Source organism: Streptomyces sp. NBC_00597 (genome assembly GCF_041431095.1).
Classification (GTDB): Bacteria; Actinomycetota; Actinomycetes; order Streptomycetales; family Streptomycetaceae; genus Streptomyces.
This window is the reverse complement of sequence record NZ_CP107757.1, coordinates 180,754-199,116: the sequence shown is the minus strand read 5'-3', so window position 1 is coordinate 199,116 and position 18,363 is coordinate 180,754. Positions and strand designations below refer to the sequence as shown.

The window sequence follows — 18,363 nt, the reverse complement described above, 5'->3', positions numbered from 1 at the left end:
GGCCCGCCCGACTCGCCATCGGCTGCGCAACGGGCCCGCCGTGCCCGGCCCTTGCCTCCAGCCCTCCCGCACCTCTCGTCGCTCTCTGCTCAGGCGATGCGTCTGACCTGGACGGTTCCCATGCCCAGGACGGGAGCCAGCTCCGTCCTCGCGGTGACGCCCAACTTCCCGTACGCGCGGTAGAGATGGTTCTCCACGGTGCGTACGGACAGCACGAGCCGGTCGGCGATCTCCTGGTTGGACAGCTGGGAGACCGCGAGGGTCACGACCTCCCGCTCCCGGGCCGTCAGTTCCGTACGGGCGCCCGGATCCCGGGGATCGACGGGTACGGCCCACACCGGCGGCTCCGCGCCGCACCTGGAGACCAGCTCCGCGCTCATCGCCTGCGCGACCCGGGCCCCGCGGCGGTCGCCGGACGCCTGGTGAGCCCGCACGGCCTGCGCGGCGGCCTCCGCCGCGAGCGGCAGCAACCCCAGGTCGTCGAACCGCCGGGAGACCCCGTCCAGGGCCTCGCCGTCGCCTTCCGCGAGCGCCAGGACGTGCCGCAGTACGACGTCGTCCGCCATCCGCACGGGGAGCGCCGCGGCCTCCGCGACCGCCGCGGCCCGGGGCGCCGCACCCGCCCGGGCCGCCAGGTGCAGCGCGGAGAGCGCCTGGGCGGGCCGGCCGGCGGCCAGCGCCCGTTCGGCGACCTCGAAGGCCTGGCCGGCCGCGGCCGCGCGGTCGCCGAGTCCCGCCGTCACCAGCGCGCCCTCCAGCTCCACCGCATCCGCCATCAGCGGGTACGCGCACTCGTCCCGCTGGGCTTCCCGGGCCTCCGCCAGCAGCGAGGCGGCCTCCAGCGCGTCGCCCGACTCGGCCACCGCACCGGCGAGTCGGGCCAGGCGCACGGAGCGCGTGCTGAGCCAGTCGGTGGTCCCGCCGTACGCGGCCGCCTGCCGCAGCAGCTCGACCGCCTCGACCGTACGACCCGCGGCGCGCAGGATGCGCGCCTCCAGCAGACGGGCGTACGCACGCGTGCGCGGGCCGCCGTCGCCGGCCTGCTCGCGCAGCTCCGCCAGCACCGCCCCGGCCTCGGTCAGGCCCCTGGCGTGCGCGGTGATGCACCCGGTGACGTAGAGGTACTCACAGCGTGCCGCCTCGTCCCGGCCGGCCAGGGTCGGTCGGGCCGCGGACAGCACCGCCAGGGCGGCCCCGTCATCGCCCGCCTGGTGGTGGAGCAGGGCGAGCAGGGGTTCCGTGCCCGGCGCCGTTTCGGCCAGCTGCCGCGCCTCCCCGATCCGGTCCTTGAGCAGCCGTACGACGGCCCGCGTTGCGCGGTCGGTCGCGGCGACGGCTTCCGCCTCGGCCAGCCGGCCCAGGCCCAGTCCCATGTTGAGGGCCCTCGGGCGCAGTACGGCGGCGGAGTGCGGCGCCCGTGCGAAGCAGGCCTCGGCCTCGACGTGACGTGACTGGCCGGCCAGGGCCTGCCCGAGGGTCACGGCGATGCCGCCGTCGGCCGTGGTGGCACCGGCGGCGATCGCGGCGCGGCAGAGCCGCTCCGCGAGCCGGTGGTCCTCGCCGCGCAGCGCACCGACGGCCGCCCGCCCCACCTGCACGGGATCGGGCAGCGGCCCCGCCCCCAGCCCGAGGCTGACGATCCGGGCGGCGTCGTCGGGCCGGCGGGCCCCGGTGGCCTTGATCGCGTCGGCGATCTCCTGCCGCAGACGACGCGCCGTCAGCTCCGGCAGGGTCGCCTCGACCACGGCCGCGCAGAGGGGGTGCGCGAGCCGCAGCGAGAGCCGGAACCGGGAGCGCTCCGCGACGAGGACGCCACGGCGGTTCAGCGACTCCGCCGCCTCTCCCCGTGCGTCGACGACCGGCAGACCGGCCTCCAGCGGCCCGGCGAGCGCCAGCATGTTCACCAGCTCGCGCTCGTCCGGGTCGAGGTCGCCGAGGAGCAGGTCCACCAGGTCGACCAGCCTGCTGTCGGGCGCGGCCGGCAGGCCGGGCCACTGCCACCGGCCGCGCACCTGGCGCAGCGTGCCCTCGGCGAGGGCCTGGTCCGCCAGTTCGCGCAGGATCAGGGCGTTCCCGAGGCTGAGGTCCCAGAAGCGCTCCGCGGTGGCGACGGCCACCGGCCCGCCGAGGCGGGCGGTGAGCATCCGTACGGCGCCCGAACGGTCGAGGGCGTCCACGGCGAGCCGCCGTACGCGTTTGCCGATCAGCAGGCGTCGCAGCCCGTTGGGCAGGGCGGCGCCGGGCTGGGCGGTGGCCAGCAGCAGCGCCTGACCGCTGTCCGCGAGCCGGCACACCAGCCCCAGCGTCACCGGGTCGGCCAGGTGCACGTCGTCGAGCGCCACGGCGACCCGGCGGCGCGCAGCGTGTGGCTGCGCCCCTCCGTACAGGTGGTCGCGCACGGCGTCCCCGCGCACCACGCGGGCCCCGCCGCGCTCGGCCTGCCGCAGCGCGGCGTTCAGGAGGGTGGTCTTGCCCACCCCCTGCTCGCCCACCATGAGTGCGCCGACGCCCGCGGCCGCCCACTCCTTGATCTCCGCGAGTTCCGCCTCCCTCGCGGAGAGGGGCCAGTCACCTTCGACCACTGCTGCCACTTCTCCCCCGCTGCAATGCCGAACGAATTCCCCGATGGGCCGGTCTCAGGCGGCCTTCGGAGCGGAGGCGCGCATGTAGACGATCGGAACGGGAACGGAGATGACCCCGTTCTCGTCACGCAGGGTGTCCAGTCGCCGGGAAACCTCGGCGATGACTTCGCGGCGCTCGTTCTCCTCGATGCGCTCCCACATTCCGCGCATTCCGGTGGTGTACGTGAATTCGACCCACTGCTCGCCCGAATTCACGACGACCGGCAGCTCCTCCTCGATCACCTCGACGTCGGTGAACCCGGCCTCCGTGAGGGTGTTCTCGATCGACTCCGCGGTGATCAGCCAGTTCGCACCGGCGTTGGCGAACTGGGAGTCGTACGCGCCGCTCTGCTTCAGCGACTGCAGCATGTACGGCATCAGCAGCTCGTTGACGACCTCCGGGAAGAGCGCCCACTTGCCGCGCGCGGTGGAGAAGAACGACGGCGCGGCCGTCGCGAACCGCCCGCCCTCGCGCAGCAGCTCCAGGTACGGACGCACGTCATCGGCACCCTTGACCCAGATGAAGAGGCTGCAGCTGCCGATCACCGCATCGAACCGGCCGGCCTCGAACTCGGGCTTCTGGCCGTTCATGACCTGCATGCTGACCTGCTTCAGGCCGAGCTCCTCCGCGTCCTCCTGCGCGTACTTGACCATCTCCTCGGAGATGTCGATACCGACGACCTCGCCGCTCTTGCCGACCACCGCGGCGGCCGGGAACAGCGCGGCACCGCGACCGGCGCCGACGTCCAGCACGGACGCCCCGGCGGAAATCCCCGAGAACTCGACGAGCCGACGCCCGATGGGCCGGAAGAACTCCACACCGCTCTGGTCATAAGCCCTGGCCGTCTTGTTGAAGAGGTTGTACATCTCTTCGGTGTTCTCAACGGTTCCCATTGCAAGTCTCCCGAAAATTCAAAGGGCCACCACCCTGGCCACCCACCGCATTTGTTGGCCAATATCAACACGATCCGGCCAACGCGTCCAATAGCGAGCCACACTCTCCCCCATCACCAACCGTTATGCCACCCACCCCCGTCCAGAATTTATCGGCCCTTAATCACAACGGCCGGGCAGGCCGGGGAACCCCCGGCCTGCCCGGCCCAAACGAACCGCCCCGCACCCACCCCCCGGCCCCGGCCCGGGCGCCGCCGCCCACCGCCGCCCACCGCCTGCGCACCCGGGCACGACGCGTCAGGCCGGCATCGGTCAAGGCCGCCCTGCCGGTTCGGGGCCGGTCAGCAGCAGGGCGTCCTGGCACTCGATCTCCCGCCGGTACCTGCGGTACGAGAGGTCCAGCCGGTCCCGTAGGCCGCGGGGTCCGGGTTCCCAGGGCAGCACCACGTCCGGGTGGAGCGCGGTCAGCCGCCGCCACGCCGGCCCGAGGCGGAGGAAGACCCGGAGGTCGTCGAACATCCGCCGGCAGCCCACGATGACCCGCCAGACGGCGGTGAAGTGCAGGCCGAGCACACTGGCCAGGACCGCGGCCTCGGTGAAGACGAAGTTCAGCACGCTGTACCAGGTGAACCAGTCGCCCTCCAGCAGCGGTTGACCGGCCACCAGGAGCAGCCGGTTCACGCAGGTGACCGCGTAGGCAACCATGCCGACGGCCCCCACCGCGACCCCGACGGCGATGTGGCCGCGCACCATCCGGACGATCCGGGCGCAGGCGATCGCCGCGGCTCCGGAGCACACCAGGAAGAACAGGTTCCCGATCACGTAGACGCCGACGATCCGCCAGTCCCCGGTGTACTGGTTCTGCAGCGGGTCGGTGCGCAGGGCCGCCGGAGTCGATGCCATCAAGACGGCGAGCAGCCCGCTCACCGCCCACGCGGTCAGGAAGAGCCGTCCTCGCCACCAGGGAACCGAGCCCGCGCGCCCCAGGGGCGTCCACAAGTAGGTCGCCAGCAGGGCCAGGCTCACCGATACGCCGGTGTCCATGATGATCGAGGCGACCCCGGGCTCGGTCGCGAACGGGATCCGCGCGCGGACGGCGGGGATGCCCACGAGTGCGGCGAGGGTGAAGCTGCCCAACGCGGTCAGCAGGAGCGGAGCCTGCGGGGTCGGCCGGGAGCCCACGCGCAGCGCCACCATCTTGGCGAGCAGGGACAGGCACAGGAACGCGGACAGCAGGGACTGGAGCCGGGTGATCACGATGGCTCAGGCCCCGCCGAAGTACCGCTGTACGTCCCAGGCCACGCGTGCCTCGGCCCGGTCGTCGATCGCGAACTCGGCGAACGCGGCGGCCAGCAGTTCCGCCTCGCGCTCGACCGCCGAGTCGTGGACCGAGCGGAACCGGACCACGGCGCCCCCTTCGGGGACGCCGTCGAGCGCGGACAGCGCCGGCTCGTCGTGTCGGTACCGATCCCCCTCGTGCTCGCAGAGGATGTGGGCGAGTTCGTGCAGCACGATGTGGTCGCGGTGGGCCCCGACGGCCAGGTCCTGAACGATCACCACGTCGTCGTCGGTCCGGCAGACCCAGACCCCCATGGGGCCCGGGACCGGCAGGCGCGCCTCGATCACCCGGATGGGCCGGCCGCGCGCCGAGCCGATCTGGTCGCACAGCTCGTGGGCGGAGGAATACGGATCGAGCCGCAAGGAGCGGACGTACCTGCGGCAGTCGCGCATGCTGCTGAGCCGGCCGGTGGTCACGAGGTCCCCTCCATCGTGTCGAGGATCGCGATGAGCCGGTCCCGGAGCTCGGGCGTCATGCGCCCGGCACGCAGGGCGATGTGCTGCACCTGCCGGTCCGCGAGCGCGCCGAGCGCGCCGGCCATGTCGGCCCCGAGGGCCGTGGAGTCGGCGGCCGGTGCGCCCGGGTCGACGCCGGGGCCGGGGGCGGCCGCGGTGGCGCCGGACGTGAGCCAGTCGACGGTGATCTCCGGATGACCCTCGGCGAGATGGTCGTTGACGAACCGGACCAGCGCCATCACCACGGCGATCGAGGGATTGGTGTAGCGCCCGGACCGGAGCATCGCCAGGTAGCTGCGGGAGAGCCGGACCCCGTAGCGGCCCTCGGAACGGCTGATCAGGTCGGCGACCTCGCCGGTGCCGAAGGTTTGCCACCGGCCTCGATGGTCCCGGGATCCGGCTACCGAAAAGAGGTGGTTGATCCGGCCGGTGAGGCTCTCACCGGCGCCGTGCCCGGCCAAGGTGCCGCTCCGTTCGCCGTCTGTTCGCTTCGTGCTCATCGCCCGGACCTCGCCCCCAGGGCCGACCGGGCGTGGTCGGCCACGGCGGACGCTTCCGCCGGGCCCAACGGACCCGAGCGGACGGCTGCTGCGTTGGCGAGGAAGTGCTCCGGCCGGGAGGTCGCCGTCAGCACGGTGGTGACCTGGGGGTGCGCGAGCACCCAGCGCAGCAGGGCCTCGGGCCAGCTCGTGCAGCCCAGTTCGCGCAGGAAGGCGGCGGGCGGCGGCGCTGCCAGCAGAGCGCCTTCGCCGAACGGTCGCATCACGACCACGCCGATGCCGGCCTCGGCGGCGGCCGGGAGGACGTCCTCGGCCAGGGTGGGCTCCGCCGCGTTCAGGTTGACCTGGACGAAGTCCACCAGGTCGGTGGCGAGGACGTGGGCGAGGTCGGCTCGGCTGCCACCCGTACCGAAGGCATGGTCGAACTGGTAGGTGACGCCGGTGAAACGGACCCGCCCGGCCGCCTTCTGCCGGTCCAGCCAGGCCAGGTTGGCATGCCATCCGTTGAGGTTGTGCACTTGGAGGAGGTCGATGGAGGAGCGTGCGTAGCCGGCGAGCTGGCGGGCGAAGACGGCCTCGACCGCCTCCGGTTCGGTGTCCCAAATCTTCGTGGCGACGAAGAACGACGGGTCGTCACGGAGCAGTTCCGCGAGTCGGGGTTCCGCGTCGGAGTAGACCGGGGCGGTGTCCACCAGTCGGGCGCCGACCGTGCGGGCGGCCGCCAGCAGGCCGGCCAGTCGGTCCGGGCCGACCCGGTCGATCGTCCGCCACGTGCCGAGTCCGAGCACCGGGAGGTCGACGCCGGCCTTGCGGGCCACGCGCCGGGGCACGGTCGAGGTCATCGGTGATCCCTTCACTGCAAGAGGCCGGCGCAGGGGGTCGCGCCGGATGTCGAGGCCCGAGGGGATCGTGAGCGGGGGCCGGGGAGGTCCCCTCAGGCGGAGTCCGTGCCCGCGCCGACCGGTTCGGCGTCCGGCGCGGGGCTGGTGATCTGCGTGGCGTCGAGGAGCCCGGGGAACCGGGCGTCGAGGTCGTCGCGGCGCAGGGTGATGATGCGGGTCGTGCCCCGGACCTCGGTGTGCATGACACCGGACTCGCGCAGCACCTTCAGGTGGTGCGAGAGCGTCGACTTGGCGATCGGGTAGACGAGCTGGCCGCAGGAGCGGGAGCCCTCCAGGAACATCACGCGTGCGATGTCCCGGCGGATGGGATCGCTGAGCGCGTGCAGCACCCGGTCCAGGGAGACCTCGGACCGTTCGGGGTGGTAGAGCGGGCTGCGCATGGGCGACCTTCTTCGTGTGGTGGGCACCAGGGCCGAGCCTTCCGGGCGGGTACCTCCAGGCCCGACAGATTCAACGTTCTACGATGATAGAAGAACATGGCCCGCCGGGGGAGGGGCCTTGGGGTCTCGGGGCCCGTCGGCCCGCGCCGCGGAGCCGGGCACTCGGCCCTCGGGCCCGATCACGGGCCCGGAGCCGGACACTCGGCCCCGGGGCCCGATCACGGGTTCACCCGCCGGGCACGAGCACGATCTTCCCTCCGACGCCGCCCCGCAGGGAGTGCGCGAGCGCCTCGCCGGCCTGCTCCAGCGGGTACCGGGCGGCCACGGGCAGCTCGAACGGGGCCGCGCCGATCAGGTCCAGGGTGCTGGCCAGCTCCAGCGGGAAGTGTTCCAGGAACGGGACCCCGCGCCCATGGGCCGCCGTGTCCGGGACGATCGTGACCCGGCGGGAGGAGCCCGGGACGAGTCGGACGGCCGTCTCGGTGGGCTCCGGCCCGCCCGCGCAGTCGACCGAGGCGTGGAACGGCCCCAGCTCCGTGAGTCGTTGCGACAGCCCCTCCCCGTACGCGACCGGGGTCGCCCCCACGGCGCGGACCAGGTCGTGCCGGGCGGGCGAGGCCGTCCCGACGACCTCGCCCGCGCCCAGCAGCAGGGCGAGCTGCACCACGGCCAGGCCCACGCCGCCGGAGGCGCCGTGCACCAGCAGCCGTTCCCCGGGCCGCAGCCCCACCCGTCGCAGGGCCGAGTACGCGGTGCCGGCGGCCACCGGCAGGACGGCGGCCTGTTCGTCGGGGAACCGGTCGGGGCGGAGGGTGAGTTCGTCGGCCTCTTGCGAGGCCGCCACGGCTTCGTACTCCCGGAACGCGCCGGGCCGGCCGTGCCGGATGACGGGGTCGCCGACGCGGAAGCGGCGCACCCCGGCGCCGACCTCCACGACCACGCCCGCAGCCTCGACGCCGAGGCAGCCGCCGGGCAGGTCCATCGGGACGTGCTCGCGGACCTCACCGGAGAGGATCTTCCAGTCGATCGGGTTGACCCCGATCGCGGTGTGCCGGACCACGACCTGACCGGGCCCGGCCACGGGGTCGGGTACCTCGGCCGGGTACAGGACCCCGGGGTCCCCGTACCGGTCGAAGAGGACCGCGGTGCTCACGCGCCCGCCTCCCGCTTCCGGAAGGCGCCGGCCGCCGCGTACACGGCGAGCGAGAGCAGGTAGGCGGCGACGGTGAACCCGGCCACGCCCCAGAACCCCGTGACGTTGCCGAGGAGCACCCCTCCGACGGCGCCGCCGACGGTGGTGCCCACGTACATCGCCGAGTTGGAGAGGGAGGAGACGGTGCCCCGGGCGGTCTCGGTCTGCGACTGCAGGATGCTCATGAAGACCGGGAAGACGCACCCGCCGACCATCATCACCAGGGCGAGCAGCGTCAGCGCGACCCCCAGGTTCGGGGCGAGCGGGACCAGGCAGTACAGGACGCCCATGGTCAGCACGCCGGTCAGCAAGGACCGGTATAGGCCCAGGCGCGCGATGAGCCGGCTGCCGAACAGGGAGCCGATCACGTTGCCCGCGCCGACCGCCATCATCGCGGTGCCGACGGAGGAGACGTTCAGCCCGAAGTCCTTGGTGAACCAGGAACCGAGGAAGGAGATCGCCTCGAAGTTGCCGGTCTGGAAGACGAGGTAGCCCAGCAGGTACCAGCGCAATCGGCCGGCGCCCAGCACCGTTTTGTACGTGCCGAGGATGGCCTTGGCCCCGCTGCCGGCCCCGGGCCGGCCCGGCACCGACGGGAAGAGGCGGGCGAGCAGCAGCCACAGCGCCACCGAGAGGCCGCCGATGGCCCAGAAGGGCAGGTGCCAGGAGCCTGCGGCGAGCCAGCTGCCGAGCGGGATGCCCGCGAACTGGGCGATGGACAGCCCCGCAGTGGCGAAGCCCATGGTCCGGACGATTTCCTGGGGCTTCACCAGCACCGGGATGGACGCCCAGATCTGGGGGGAGACGAACGCGGCGCTCACGCCGGCGAGGAACCGGAAGAGGATCATCGTCCAGAACCCCTGTGCGAACCCGCACAGCGCCGTCATGACGATGAACCCGGTCAGTCCGGTCAGCAACACCCGGCGCCGGTCCCGCCCGTCCGAGATCGGCCCGGCGATCAGGGCGAAGACGGCGTACCCCAGGGCGTAGGCGCTGACCATCCAGCCCGAGATGTCGGGGGAGACGTCGAAGGCGTCGGTCAGGGTCGGCAGTAGGGGTGCGACGAGGAAGGTGTCCGTCCCGATGACGAACATCGTGGCGAACGCGAGGAAGGCGACGGTCCGTGACGAGCGGGCGGCCGGAGGCTGCGCCGACGTCGCGCCGGCGGTGGAGGAGGAGACTGGCGAGGTGGTGGTCATGTCATCATCACCGCCCAGGAGCGGTTGAGTTTCCCTTCGAGCATGTGCAGTGCCTGTACCGCGATGAATCCCTCGTCGGTGGTCTCCGAGGGGGCGCCGGGGGCGCGGGAGAAACCTCCGTCGGCGCTCTGGCGGACGGTGATCCACCGGACGCAGGCCTCGGTGTCGGTCGGCAGGGCGCCCAGCATGTAGAGCCCGCCGATGGCGTGGTAAGAGCCGACGAAGCTCTCCGCGCCGTCCGTCCGGTAGCGGAAACCGCCGGTCTCGGTCTGCAGGCTGCGCAGCCAGACGACGGTTTCGTCGGAGTGCGGCGGGCGCAGGCCGAGCGCGATCAGGGCGCCGACCGCACGGAAGGTCGCGAAGGTGTCGGACGGGGAGCCGGGACGGTTGCCGTAGCCGCCGTCCGGGTTGCGGCATGCGAGCAGGTAGGCCACCAGGTCGTCCTCCCGCTCGGGGCGGGCGCCCAGGGCGACGAGGGTCAGGGTGGCGAGGTGGGAGTGCCAGGCGTCGCAGGGGAAGCCGGGCGCGTTGCCGAACCCGCCTTCCGGGCGCTGGCAGGACCGCAGGAAGGCCACGCAGGCGTCCCGGTCGAAGTCGGGGTGGTCAGCGCCCCCCAGCACGACGGCCGTCAGCACCGCGCAGTAGGTGGTGAACGTCTCGGAGGGCAGGGCGGGTTGTTCGCCGAAGCCGCCGTCCGGGTTCTGCGTGGCGAAGACACCGGTGAGCACACCGGGAGTGTTGGGCACCGGCTCGCCGAGGGCGAGCAGGTCGGACACCACGTGGAGCACCGAGAAGGTCTGCGCGGTGCGGTCGGAGCGCAGGCCCAGCGGGGACCGGTACGGGGTGAGGCCGTAGCCCAGGCCGGAGGCGGTGGAGCGCAGCCAGCGCAGGTAGTGCTCGATGTCGATGAGCCCCTCGGACAGCCGCCCGGTGGTGACGTGTCCCAGGTCGTTGTCGAACGGGTCCGGCTCCGGACGCTCGACGAGCTCCGGCGCGGGGCGGGGGGTGACCACCCGGTCGCCCAGTGCGGCCAGGGCCAGCAGCTGGGTGCGGGCGTGCTTGCCGTGGAAGGGGACGTACGTGGTGTTGCCGACGGCGAACGAGCCGGTGGTGCGCGGGGGCACCATGACGTGCCGGGCGAGCGGGACCGTCGGGTCGACAGGGGTGGAGAACCAGCTGCCCTGGCCGTGGAAGACACCGCCCGCCACGGGGTCGGTGTTGCGTTCCAGCTCGGCTTCGGCCTCCTCGGCGAGGGCCTTCAGGACCGGTCCGCCCTCCGCGTCCACGTCGTCGAACGCGGCGACGGTCCGCGCAGCCAGGGCGAGGAGGGCGTGGTCGGCGACGAACTTCGCGGGGAACGGCGAGTCGGGGCGGCCGTGCAGGGCGGCGACCGCGTCGACGCGCACCACCGAGTCGGCGGAGCTGCGGTCCCAGTAGCCACCGGTGCCGACGTGCTGGTGGTGGCCGTGGACGTGGGCCAGGGTCCGGCGGGCCCGGTCCGCGGCGCCGGCACGACCGCGCCGGTGGAGCGCCGCCCAGGCCAGGGCCGCCAGGGCGGCCGGTCCGGTGCGGTGGCCTCGGAGCGTGTCCGGCACCCCGCGAGGGGTCAGCAGGTCCCAGACGGCGTCGCCGTGGACGTAGCGGTCCAGCCGGTCGGCCGCTGCGTCGAGGAAGGCCGAACCGGTGGCCGGGGTCAGGGCGTCGGCGGCCAGAACCAGCACGGCGGTCTCCGCCAGCGGGCCGGCCTCGTCCAGGACGGCGGTCGCGGAGCGGTCCAGCCGGGCCGGCCAGTCGTGGGCGAGGACCGCCCCGACGACGTGGTCCAGCTGACTCTCGGCCTCGGTGAGCAGAGTTTCGTCACCGGTCAGCGTCCCGGCCCGGTGCAGGGCCCAGGCGGCGAGTGCCTGCACGGAGGGGGTGCGGACGTCGCCGATCGGGTGGGGTGCGCCGGTGACGTCGAGCAACTCGCGGAAGCCCGGCAGGTCCGGGTCCGTGAACTCCCGCAGGGCGCCGAGGAGTCGGCGCGTGAGGTCGGTTTCGTCCGGGGCGGGGAGGGTCAGGAGGGCCAGGGCGGCGTCCCGCAGGGTGCGGTCGGGGGTGATCACGTCGGCGGAGTCGCGGCCGAGGACGGCCGGGACGCGGGCCCCTTCGTCCAGGACGTGATCCCGGACGAACGTGCGGAGAGAAGGAGGACTGGTCATCGGGTTCCTTTGGATCCGGAGCGCGTGGGTCGGGCGCCCGCTCCCAAATTTCGTTATTCGAAGAAGTTCGAAGTATGGGGAGCGTAGCAGAAGTCGCGATGCGACGGCATAGGAGGGAAAGGGAGTTGGGGCGAGCAGGGGTGTCAGGAGCGCGACAGGGCCTGGCGGGCCGGGCTCGCGGTGGAGATCACTCCGGCGGTGAAGCCGCCGGCGGGCACGTCGCCGACGACGACGGAGTCAGGGGCGACGATCGCCCCGTCGCCGAGCCGGCAGGGGCCGACGATCGTCGCTCCCGCGCCGATCACGACGCCCGCACCGACCCGGACCGGCCCGTCCTGCCAGGGCAGGGAGCGACGGCTCAGGTCGTGGCCGCTGGAGACGACCAGGACGCCGTCGCCCAGGTCCGCCTCCGACCCGATGTCGATGCCGCCGGACCCCTCAAGGATCGCCCCGGCCCCGATCCGGACGTGCGCACCGACGCGTACGCCCCCGCGCGGTGACGGCCCGTCGGGGCGGCCCATGGCGATCACCCCTGCGCCCAGGCGCACGCCGGGGCCGCCGGAGAGGGCCGCATCGAGGAAACCGCCTCCGTCCGAGGTCCAATGGGCGGGCAGGGGCACCCGCCCGGCGTCGCCGCGGGCCCGGACCCGGTCGATGATGGCAGTGAAATCGGGCGCCTCGTCCTGCACCACCTCGCGTCGGCGCAGCACGCGCGCCGGGCGGCCCACGACGATCGCATCGGCGGGGACGTCCTCGACAGCGTGCGCCCCTGCGGCAACGACGGCCCCGGGGCCGATGCGGACCCCGGGTTCCACCACGGCCCGCGCACCGATCCAAGCACCGGCCCCGATCGCGACGGGGGCGGCGCCCGGGCGTCCGATCCGAGCCAGCGAGGCGATCTGACAACCTCCCGCCACGCGGACCCCGTCCAGCCGGCAGCGGAAGCCGACGAAGACCCCGCCCGCGAGCGCGGACCCGCTCAGCGAGGTGCCGAACCGGATCCAAGTGCCGGGCCCGACGGTCGTTCCGGGCGCCACATCGGTATGGCCCTCTATGAGCGCCGACGGCGCCAGGGAATGTTCCATGTAGTCGGAAACTAGTGTTCCGCGGTCAGCTCCGCAACCCGCCTTCGGAGTTTCTGTCCACCCTTTCCCGCATGGTTCCTCAAGTTCGAAACCCTTTCGCATCGACCCCCCTTGGGGGAATGCTGAATTCCGCTTCTGCCTCCCAGGTGCGAACTTGACGAAGCCATTGCCTTGCACGTGATCACTGCCACGCCCCGCTGACCTCGGCATTGGCTAGTATAGTGTTGCGCAGGGATGTTCGATGTTCTACGATCTTTGGACACCGCCTCCAGGCCGCAACTGCGTCCAGGCCAGGAGTGCACGGAGGCAACGGGGGTTCGCCGAATAGGCGATATCGTTCCGTTCCCTCTTCCTTCCTCATTTCTCCGGACGGCGCCATGCGCCGCGGAATATCGAGTGACACCGTCGAAGGGCGGATACATTTTCATGCACGTATTGGTGACCGGTGGCGCTGGTTTCATCGGCGGAAATTATGTGAGAAGGCTTCTCGACGGCCGGTCGGACCTCGCGGTGGACCGCGTGACCGTGCTCGACAAGCTGACGTACGCGGGCAACCTCGCCAACCTGGCCCCGGTGGCGGACCATCCCGGGCTGCGGTTCGTCGAGGGCGACATCGCCGACCCGGACCTCGTCCCGAAGCTGCTCGCCGACGTGGACGCGGTGGTCAACTTCGCCGCCGAGACCCACGTCGACCGTTCCATCCAGGACCCGGCCGAGTTCGTCCGTACCAACGTCCTCGGCACCCAGAACCTGTTGGACGCCGCGCGGACCGCCAACCTGCCGCGGTTCGTCCACATCTCCACGGACGAGGTCTACGGATCCATCGACGAGGGCGCCTGGACCGAGGAGTGGCCCCTGGCCCCCAACTCGCCCTACGCGGCCGCCAAGGCGGGTGCCGACCTGCTCGCCCTGGCCTACACGCGGACCCACGGGCTGAACCTCTCCATCACGCGCTGCAGCAACAACTACGGCCCGTACCAGTTTCCCGAGAAGGTCATCCCGCTCTTCGTCACCACCCTCCTGCAAGGCGGATCGGTGCCGCTGTACGGCGACGGCCTCAACGTCCGCGACTGGCTCCACGTCGACGACCACTGCCGGGGCATCGACCTCGTCCTCGCCAAGGGCGAATCGGGAGAGGTCTACAACATCGGCGGCGGCCGGGAACTGAACAACCGTCGCCTCACCGAACTGATCCTCGACGCCTGTGGTGCCGACTGGTCCGCAGTCCGCCCGGTCGCCGACCGCAAGGGCCACGACCGCCGCTACGCCCTGGACGACTCCAAGCTGCGCGCCCTCGGCTACCGACCCGAGGTCGCCTTCGAAGACGGCCTCGCCGAGACCATCGCCTGGTACCGGGAGCACACCGACTGGTGGCGCCCCCTCCTCTTGGCCACACCCGGTGTCCGCGCTGGCGTCACGAGCACGAGCACCGACGCCGGCTGACGCCCGTCCCACCATCCGTCCAAGGCCCGGCGCCCAGCGCACCGGCGCCCTGCGCCAAGCGCCCCAAGGGGGAACCATGCGCGGCATCATCCTCGCCGGAGGCTCCGGCACCCGCCTGCGCCCGCTCACCAGCGTGCACTCCAAGCAGTTGCTGCCGGTCTACGACAAGCCGATGATCTACTACCCGCTGTCCGTGCTCATGCAGGCCGGAATCACCGAGATCCTTCTCATCTCGTCTCCCGAGCACATCGACAGCTACCGGGCGCTCCTCGGTGACGGCGAACGCCTCGGCGTCTCGCTCTCCTACACCGTGCAGCCGCGGCCGGGCGGCATCGCCGAAGCCCTCGTCCTCGGCGGCCCGTTCGCCGACGGACAGGACGTCTGCCTCATCCTCGGGGACAACATCTTCTACGGGCACCGCCTGCCCGACATGCTCCGCGACGAAGCCGCCCGCCTCGACGGCTGCACCCTCTTCGGCTACCCCGTCAGCGACCCCGAGCGCTACGGCGTGGCCACCGTCGACGAGGCGGGCAACATCCTCACCCTGGAGGAGAAGCCCACCGCCCCCCGCTCCAACCTCGCCGTCACCGGTCTGTACATGTACGACGGCGACGCGGTGCGCCGGGCCGCCGGGCTCACCCCCTCCGACCGCGGCGAGCTGGAGATCACCGACCTCAACCTCACCTACGTCCGCGAGGACCGGGCCCGCCTGGTCAACCTCGGACGCGGGTCCGCCTGGTTCGACACCGGCACCCACGACAGCCTCCTGGAGGCCGCGATGTTCGTACAGGTGCTGGAGAAGCGCCAGGGCATCCGGATCTCCTGTCTGGAGGAGGTCGCCTACCGGATGGGCTACATCGACCGCGAGCAGCTGGCCCTGCTCGGCAAAGAGCTCTCCCCCTCGTCCGGCTACGGGCAGTACGTGATGGAGCTGGCGAACGCCTGAGCCAGCCGACCGGATCTCGCTCCGCCCCTCCACTCCCCCGCGTCGCCGTCCCGCAGTCAGGGCGCGGGCCTGCCGCCGGGTCCGGTTCCGCCTGCCGGGTCCCGCCCAGCAGGCCGAACCCGCCCGTACCCACCTCGAAAGGTGCCACAGATGAAGGTCCTCCACCTGCCGGCCGAGACCGGCACCGGCCACAACATGCGGGCCCTCGCGGTGGCCGCGAAGGTGCACGCGCTGTTCCCCGGCGCGGAGCAGCACGTGTACCTCGGTTCCAAGAGCGCCCTGTTCACCCCGATGTTCGAGGCTCTCGGCGTGCACGTGCACACCGCCTCCGATCAGCAGGACCACGCCAACACCTCGCAGCTCGCCCGAAGCTTCGACTGGACGTCGTACGTCACCGGCTACCTCAACCGCACGTTCATCAGCGGCGACCGGATGCTCGCCGCGATCGCGCTGATCGGCGCCGTCCGACCCGATGTCGTCGTCAGTGACTACAACGTCGCCGCGTGCCTGGCCGCCGAGATCTCCGGCGTCCCCTACGTCCTGGTCACGGAGCGATACGACTTCACCCTCGGCCAGATCGACAACGCCACCCTCCTGGAAGCCGGCTTCGTTCTGGACGACCCCGACGAGGTCGACGCCATTCGAACATCGCTGACCACCCTCTTCGCATGGGTGACCCGTCGGGCCCGCGCCGTCCTCACCGACAAGCCCTGCGTGCCCGAACTCGACCGAGACACCCCGGTGTTCGCCGCCCTGGCAGCCGGCAACGGCCACGTCGTCGGCCCGATCGTCCGTGATGACTGCGCCGCCGACCCCGCGCCCCGCGCCGAGATCGACGCCCGCTTCGGCCTCGAAGGCGCCGAGTACGCCATCGTCGGTTTCGGCGGCACCACCATGTTCACCGAGAACAAGGAACGGCTGCTCGACGGGTACCTCACCGCCTTCGAGAAGCTGCGCGTCGACCACCCGACGGCCCGACTCGTCGTGATCGGCCGACAGACGTTCACCGAAGAGCTCGACGGCGTGGTCCTCGTCGACTACGTCGCCGACTGGCACTCCCTGGTCAAGCACTCCAAGGTCATCCTCTCGCCCCCCGGTTGGCTCTCGGTCACCGAGCTCGCGGTCATGGGCGCCCCGGTCGCCTACGTGCTCAGCGGACGGGACGAGTACCACGAGCGGGAAGCCATGGCCCGGCTGGACTACCTCGGCTACACCACGGCCACCGAACCCGACGCCGAAACCCTGCTCACCATCCTGCGCGCGGCCTTCGACGAACCGGAGACCTTCCGCGCCCGTACCGCCGAAGCGTCCCGGGCCATCGCGCCGACCGGCAACGGAGCCGAGGCCGCCGCAAAACTGATCGGCCAGGTAGTGGCCGAGGCCGGCGCCCACCAGGGACCCGCCGAAGCAGCCTGACCCACCGACCGGTCCGCACGTACCACCACGTCCACGCCACGATGACCATCACCGATGCAAAGGTGTTTCGATTGTCCGCGTACCCCGAATTCGCCGAGCCCCCCGCGCTGCCGTCGGCGACCCGCATGATGCTGCGCAACGAAGGCTCCACGACCGTGCTGCTGCAATCGCTCGTGGACTCCCCGCTCACCGCCGAGGTGCTGCCGGGCCCCGACCCGGCCACGCTGCGGACCCCCGGTCACCTCTCCGACGTCTTCGGCTCCAGCCCCCACACGGACCTGCGGATCCGCCGTTCCCGCCTGCGCGACCGCACGGGCGCCGTGATCAGCGAGAACCTGATCACCTTCCGCAGTGTCGACGCCCCCCGCGTCATACCCAGCGGCAACACCCCGTTCGGCCTGCACACGCGGAGCCGGGGCCTGTACGAGCGCCGCAGGATCCTCGCCACCGGCCTCACCACCGAACGCTTCGGCCTGCTTCCGGCCGGCTCGCCCGGCCGCGCCTACGAGATCGCCTTCTCCAACCACGCCACGGTCCTCGTGCACGAGGTCTTCAATCCCCGCTTCGTGACCACCACGACCGAGGCCGAGGCCCGGGCCGAGACCGCGACCGGGTCCCGCGTCGCGCTCGCCGACCACCAGCCGCGGTGGCCCGACCCCCGGGAAACGGCCCGCGTCCGACAGGTCCTCGCCCACGCCGACCCGCTCGTCCCGATGGCGGAGGCCCGCGCCCTGCGGACGGAACTCGCCGGCCCGGCCTTCCTCCTTCAGGGCGGTGACTGCGCCGAGACCTTCGCCGACAACACCCCCCGCTCCGTGCGCAACCGTGTCGACCTGCTGCGCGCCATGTCCGAGCGGATCAGCCAGGGCTCCGGTGCACGGGTCGTCACCCTCGGCCGGATCGCCGGCCAGTACGCCAAGCCGCGCTCGTCACCCGTCGAGCTGCGCGGCGACGCCTCCCTCCCCTCCTACCTCGGGGACGCCGTCAACGCCGCCGCCTACACCGAGGCGGCCCGCACCCCCGACCCGAGCAACCTGCTGCGCGCCTACCGCGAGTCGGCCAAGACCCTCTCCTTCCTGTCCGGATCGGGGATCTACACCTCCCACGAGGCCCTGCTCCTCGACTACGAACTCCCGCAGACCCGCATCTCACCCGACGACGGCGCCCGCTGGGCCCACTCCGGTCACCTGCTGTGGATCGGTGAACGCACCCGGTCCCTCACCGGCCCGCACATCGAGTTCGCCTCCGGCGTCGCCAACCCGATCGCAGTCAAGATCGGCCCCGGCTGCACCCCCGACGAACTCCTCTCCCTGCACGCGGTCCTCAACCCGGACAACCTCCCCGGCCGGCTCACCTTCATCCTCCGGATGGGCCGGGCACTGGCCCACGAGCGTGCCCGGGAACTGCTCACCGCAGCCGCCGCGGCAGGCCTGGCCGACCGCTTCGTCAGTGACCCCATGCACGGCAACGGGGTCACCAGCCCGGGTGGGATCAAGACCCGCACCATGCGGGCGATCGAGGAGGAACTGCGCGGCTTCTTCGCCGCCTGTGGGGAGACCGGCACTCTCCCCGGTGGCGTCCACTTGGAGCTCTCCGGAGACGACGTCACCGAGTGCGTGGACGTGGACATCGATGACACCTGGCTCGGACGCCGTTACCACACCTCCTGCGACCCCCGTCTGAACCCGTCCCAGTCCCTCCATCTGGCCGACCTGATCGCCACCCTCCTCGTCACCACCACCCCCGCCCTCAGCCTGACCGCCTGAGCGGCCGCCGGGTACGACGCCGAA

Annotated in this window: 15 protein-coding genes; 4 read left to right on the top strand and 11 right to left on the bottom strand. The window is 72.2% G+C overall.

The features are described from left to right. Window positions 1-89 precede the first annotated feature (89 nt). The 11 genes from OG974_RS00765 to OG974_RS00715 all read right to left on the bottom strand — a co-directional run bounded on the left by OG974_RS00765 (window position 90) and on the right by OG974_RS00715 (window position 12,768). The gene (locus tag OG974_RS00765; RefSeq protein ID WP_327279012.1) at window positions 90-2,591 is read right to left on the bottom strand and encodes a LuxR C-terminal-related transcriptional regulator; all 2,502 of its coding nucleotides are present in this window, start codon (window positions 2,589-2,591) and stop codon (window positions 90-92) included. Between the two features lie 45 nt (window positions 2,592-2,636). After that, window positions 2,637-3,515, bottom strand: a complete 879-nt coding sequence (locus OG974_RS00760; protein ID WP_327279011.1) for a methyltransferase domain-containing protein — start codon at window positions 3,513-3,515, stop codon at window positions 2,637-2,639. A 312-nt stretch (window positions 3,516-3,827) separates the two neighbouring features. After that, on the bottom strand, window positions 3,828-4,772 hold the full coding sequence (locus tag OG974_RS00755; RefSeq protein ID WP_329314787.1) for an MAB_1171c family putative transporter: 945 nt from the start codon (window positions 4,770-4,772) through the stop codon (window positions 3,828-3,830). 6 nt (window positions 4,773-4,778) lie between these two features. Further along, the gene (locus OG974_RS00750; protein WP_371645046.1) at window positions 4,779-5,270 is read right to left on the bottom strand and encodes a hypothetical protein; all 492 of its coding nucleotides are present in this window, start codon (window positions 5,268-5,270) and stop codon (window positions 4,779-4,781) included. After that, window positions 5,267-5,809 (bottom strand): hypothetical protein, encoded by a 543-nt coding sequence (locus OG974_RS00745; protein WP_327279008.1) that lies wholly within the window; start codon window positions 5,807-5,809, stop codon window positions 5,267-5,269. Before OG974_RS00745 ends, OG974_RS00750 begins: the two co-directional genes overlap by 4 nt. Further along, window positions 5,806-6,651 (bottom strand): aldo/keto reductase, encoded by an 846-nt coding sequence (locus tag OG974_RS00740; protein WP_328764050.1) that lies wholly within the window; start codon window positions 6,649-6,651, stop codon window positions 5,806-5,808. The genes OG974_RS00745 and OG974_RS00740 overlap by 4 nt, the downstream gene beginning before the upstream one ends. A 92-nt stretch (window positions 6,652-6,743) precedes the next feature. Further along, a complete protein-coding gene (locus tag OG974_RS00735) occupies window positions 6,744-7,091 on the bottom strand; it encodes a helix-turn-helix domain-containing protein (RefSeq protein WP_327279006.1) in 348 nt (115 codons plus the stop codon). Between the two features lie 226 nt (window positions 7,092-7,317). Next, the gene (locus tag OG974_RS00730) at window positions 7,318-8,244 is read right to left on the bottom strand and encodes an NADP-dependent oxidoreductase (RefSeq protein WP_371645044.1); all 927 of its coding nucleotides are present in this window, start codon (window positions 8,242-8,244) and stop codon (window positions 7,318-7,320) included. Then, window positions 8,241-9,482: an MFS transporter gene (locus tag OG974_RS00725; protein ID WP_327279004.1), complete on the bottom strand. Its 1,242-nt coding sequence runs from the start codon at window positions 9,480-9,482 to the stop codon at window positions 8,241-8,243. Before OG974_RS00725 ends, OG974_RS00730 begins: the two co-directional genes overlap by 4 nt. Continuing rightward, window positions 9,479-11,683, bottom strand: coding sequence for a prenyltransferase/squalene oxidase repeat-containing protein (locus OG974_RS00720; RefSeq protein ID WP_371645042.1), 2,205 nt, complete (start codon window positions 11,681-11,683; stop codon window positions 9,479-9,481). Before OG974_RS00720 ends, OG974_RS00725 begins: the two co-directional genes overlap by 4 nt. Before the next feature lie 143 nt (window positions 11,684-11,826). After that, entirely contained in the window at window positions 11,827-12,768 is a 942-nt protein-coding gene (locus OG974_RS00715) for a DapH/DapD/GlmU-related protein (protein ID WP_371645040.1), read from the bottom strand. Between the two features lie 426 nt (window positions 12,769-13,194). Between OG974_RS00715 and rfbB the strand changes: the two genes are divergently transcribed. The 4 genes from rfbB to OG974_RS00695 all read left to right on the top strand — a co-directional run bounded on the left by rfbB (window position 13,195) and on the right by OG974_RS00695 (window position 18,339). Continuing rightward, on the top strand, window positions 13,195-14,211 hold the full coding sequence (gene rfbB / locus OG974_RS00710; protein WP_328764047.1) for a dTDP-glucose 4,6-dehydratase: 1,017 nt from the start codon (window positions 13,195-13,197) through the stop codon (window positions 14,209-14,211). A 76-nt stretch (window positions 14,212-14,287) separates the two neighbouring features. Continuing rightward, window positions 14,288-15,157, top strand: a complete 870-nt coding sequence (gene rfbA, locus OG974_RS00705) for a glucose-1-phosphate thymidylyltransferase RfbA (protein ID WP_327279001.1) — start codon at window positions 14,288-14,290, stop codon at window positions 15,155-15,157. 150 nt (window positions 15,158-15,307) lie between these two features. After that, window positions 15,308-16,573, top strand: coding sequence for a hypothetical protein (locus OG974_RS00700; RefSeq protein WP_371645037.1), 1,266 nt, complete (start codon window positions 15,308-15,310; stop codon window positions 16,571-16,573). A 71-nt stretch (window positions 16,574-16,644) separates the two neighbouring features. Next, a complete protein-coding gene (locus OG974_RS00695; RefSeq protein WP_371645035.1) occupies window positions 16,645-18,339 on the top strand; it encodes a 3-deoxy-7-phosphoheptulonate synthase in 1,695 nt (564 codons plus the stop codon). Window positions 18,340-18,363: the final 24 nt, after the last annotated feature.

What these genes read in the sequence shown, in the direction of transcription:
- OG974_RS00760 (WP_327279011.1), bottom strand. Translation starts at nt 3,515, where the DNA reads ATGGGAACCGTTGAGAACACCGAAGAGATGTACAACCTCTTCAACAAG.
- OG974_RS00745 (WP_327279008.1), bottom strand. Translation starts at nt 5,809, where the DNA reads ATGAGCACGAAGCGAACAGACGGCGAACGGAGCGGCACCTTGGCCGGG.
- OG974_RS00740 (WP_328764050.1), bottom strand. Translation starts at nt 6,651, where the DNA reads ATGACCTCGACCGTGCCCCGGCGCGTGGCCCGCAAGGCCGGCGTCGAC.
- OG974_RS00735 (WP_327279006.1), bottom strand. Translation starts at nt 7,091, where the DNA reads ATGCGCAGCCCGCTCTACCACCCCGAACGGTCCGAGGTCTCCCTGGAC.
- OG974_RS00725 (WP_327279004.1), bottom strand. Translation starts at nt 9,482, where the DNA reads ATGACCACCACCTCGCCAGTCTCCTCCTCCACCGCCGGCGCGACGTCG.
- OG974_RS00720 (WP_371645042.1), bottom strand. Translation starts at nt 11,683, where the DNA reads ATGACCAGTCCTCCTTCTCTCCGCACGTTCGTCCGGGATCACGTCCTG.
- OG974_RS00715 (WP_371645040.1), bottom strand. Translation starts at nt 12,768, where the DNA reads ATGGAACATTCCCTGGCGCCGTCGGCGCTCATAGAGGGCCATACCGAT.
- rfbB (WP_328764047.1), top strand. Translation starts at nt 13,195, where the DNA reads ATGCACGTATTGGTGACCGGTGGCGCTGGTTTCATCGGCGGAAATTAT.
- rfbA (WP_327279001.1), top strand. Translation starts at nt 14,288, where the DNA reads ATGCGCGGCATCATCCTCGCCGGAGGCTCCGGCACCCGCCTGCGCCCG.
- OG974_RS00700 (WP_371645037.1), top strand. Translation starts at nt 15,308, where the DNA reads ATGAAGGTCCTCCACCTGCCGGCCGAGACCGGCACCGGCCACAACATG.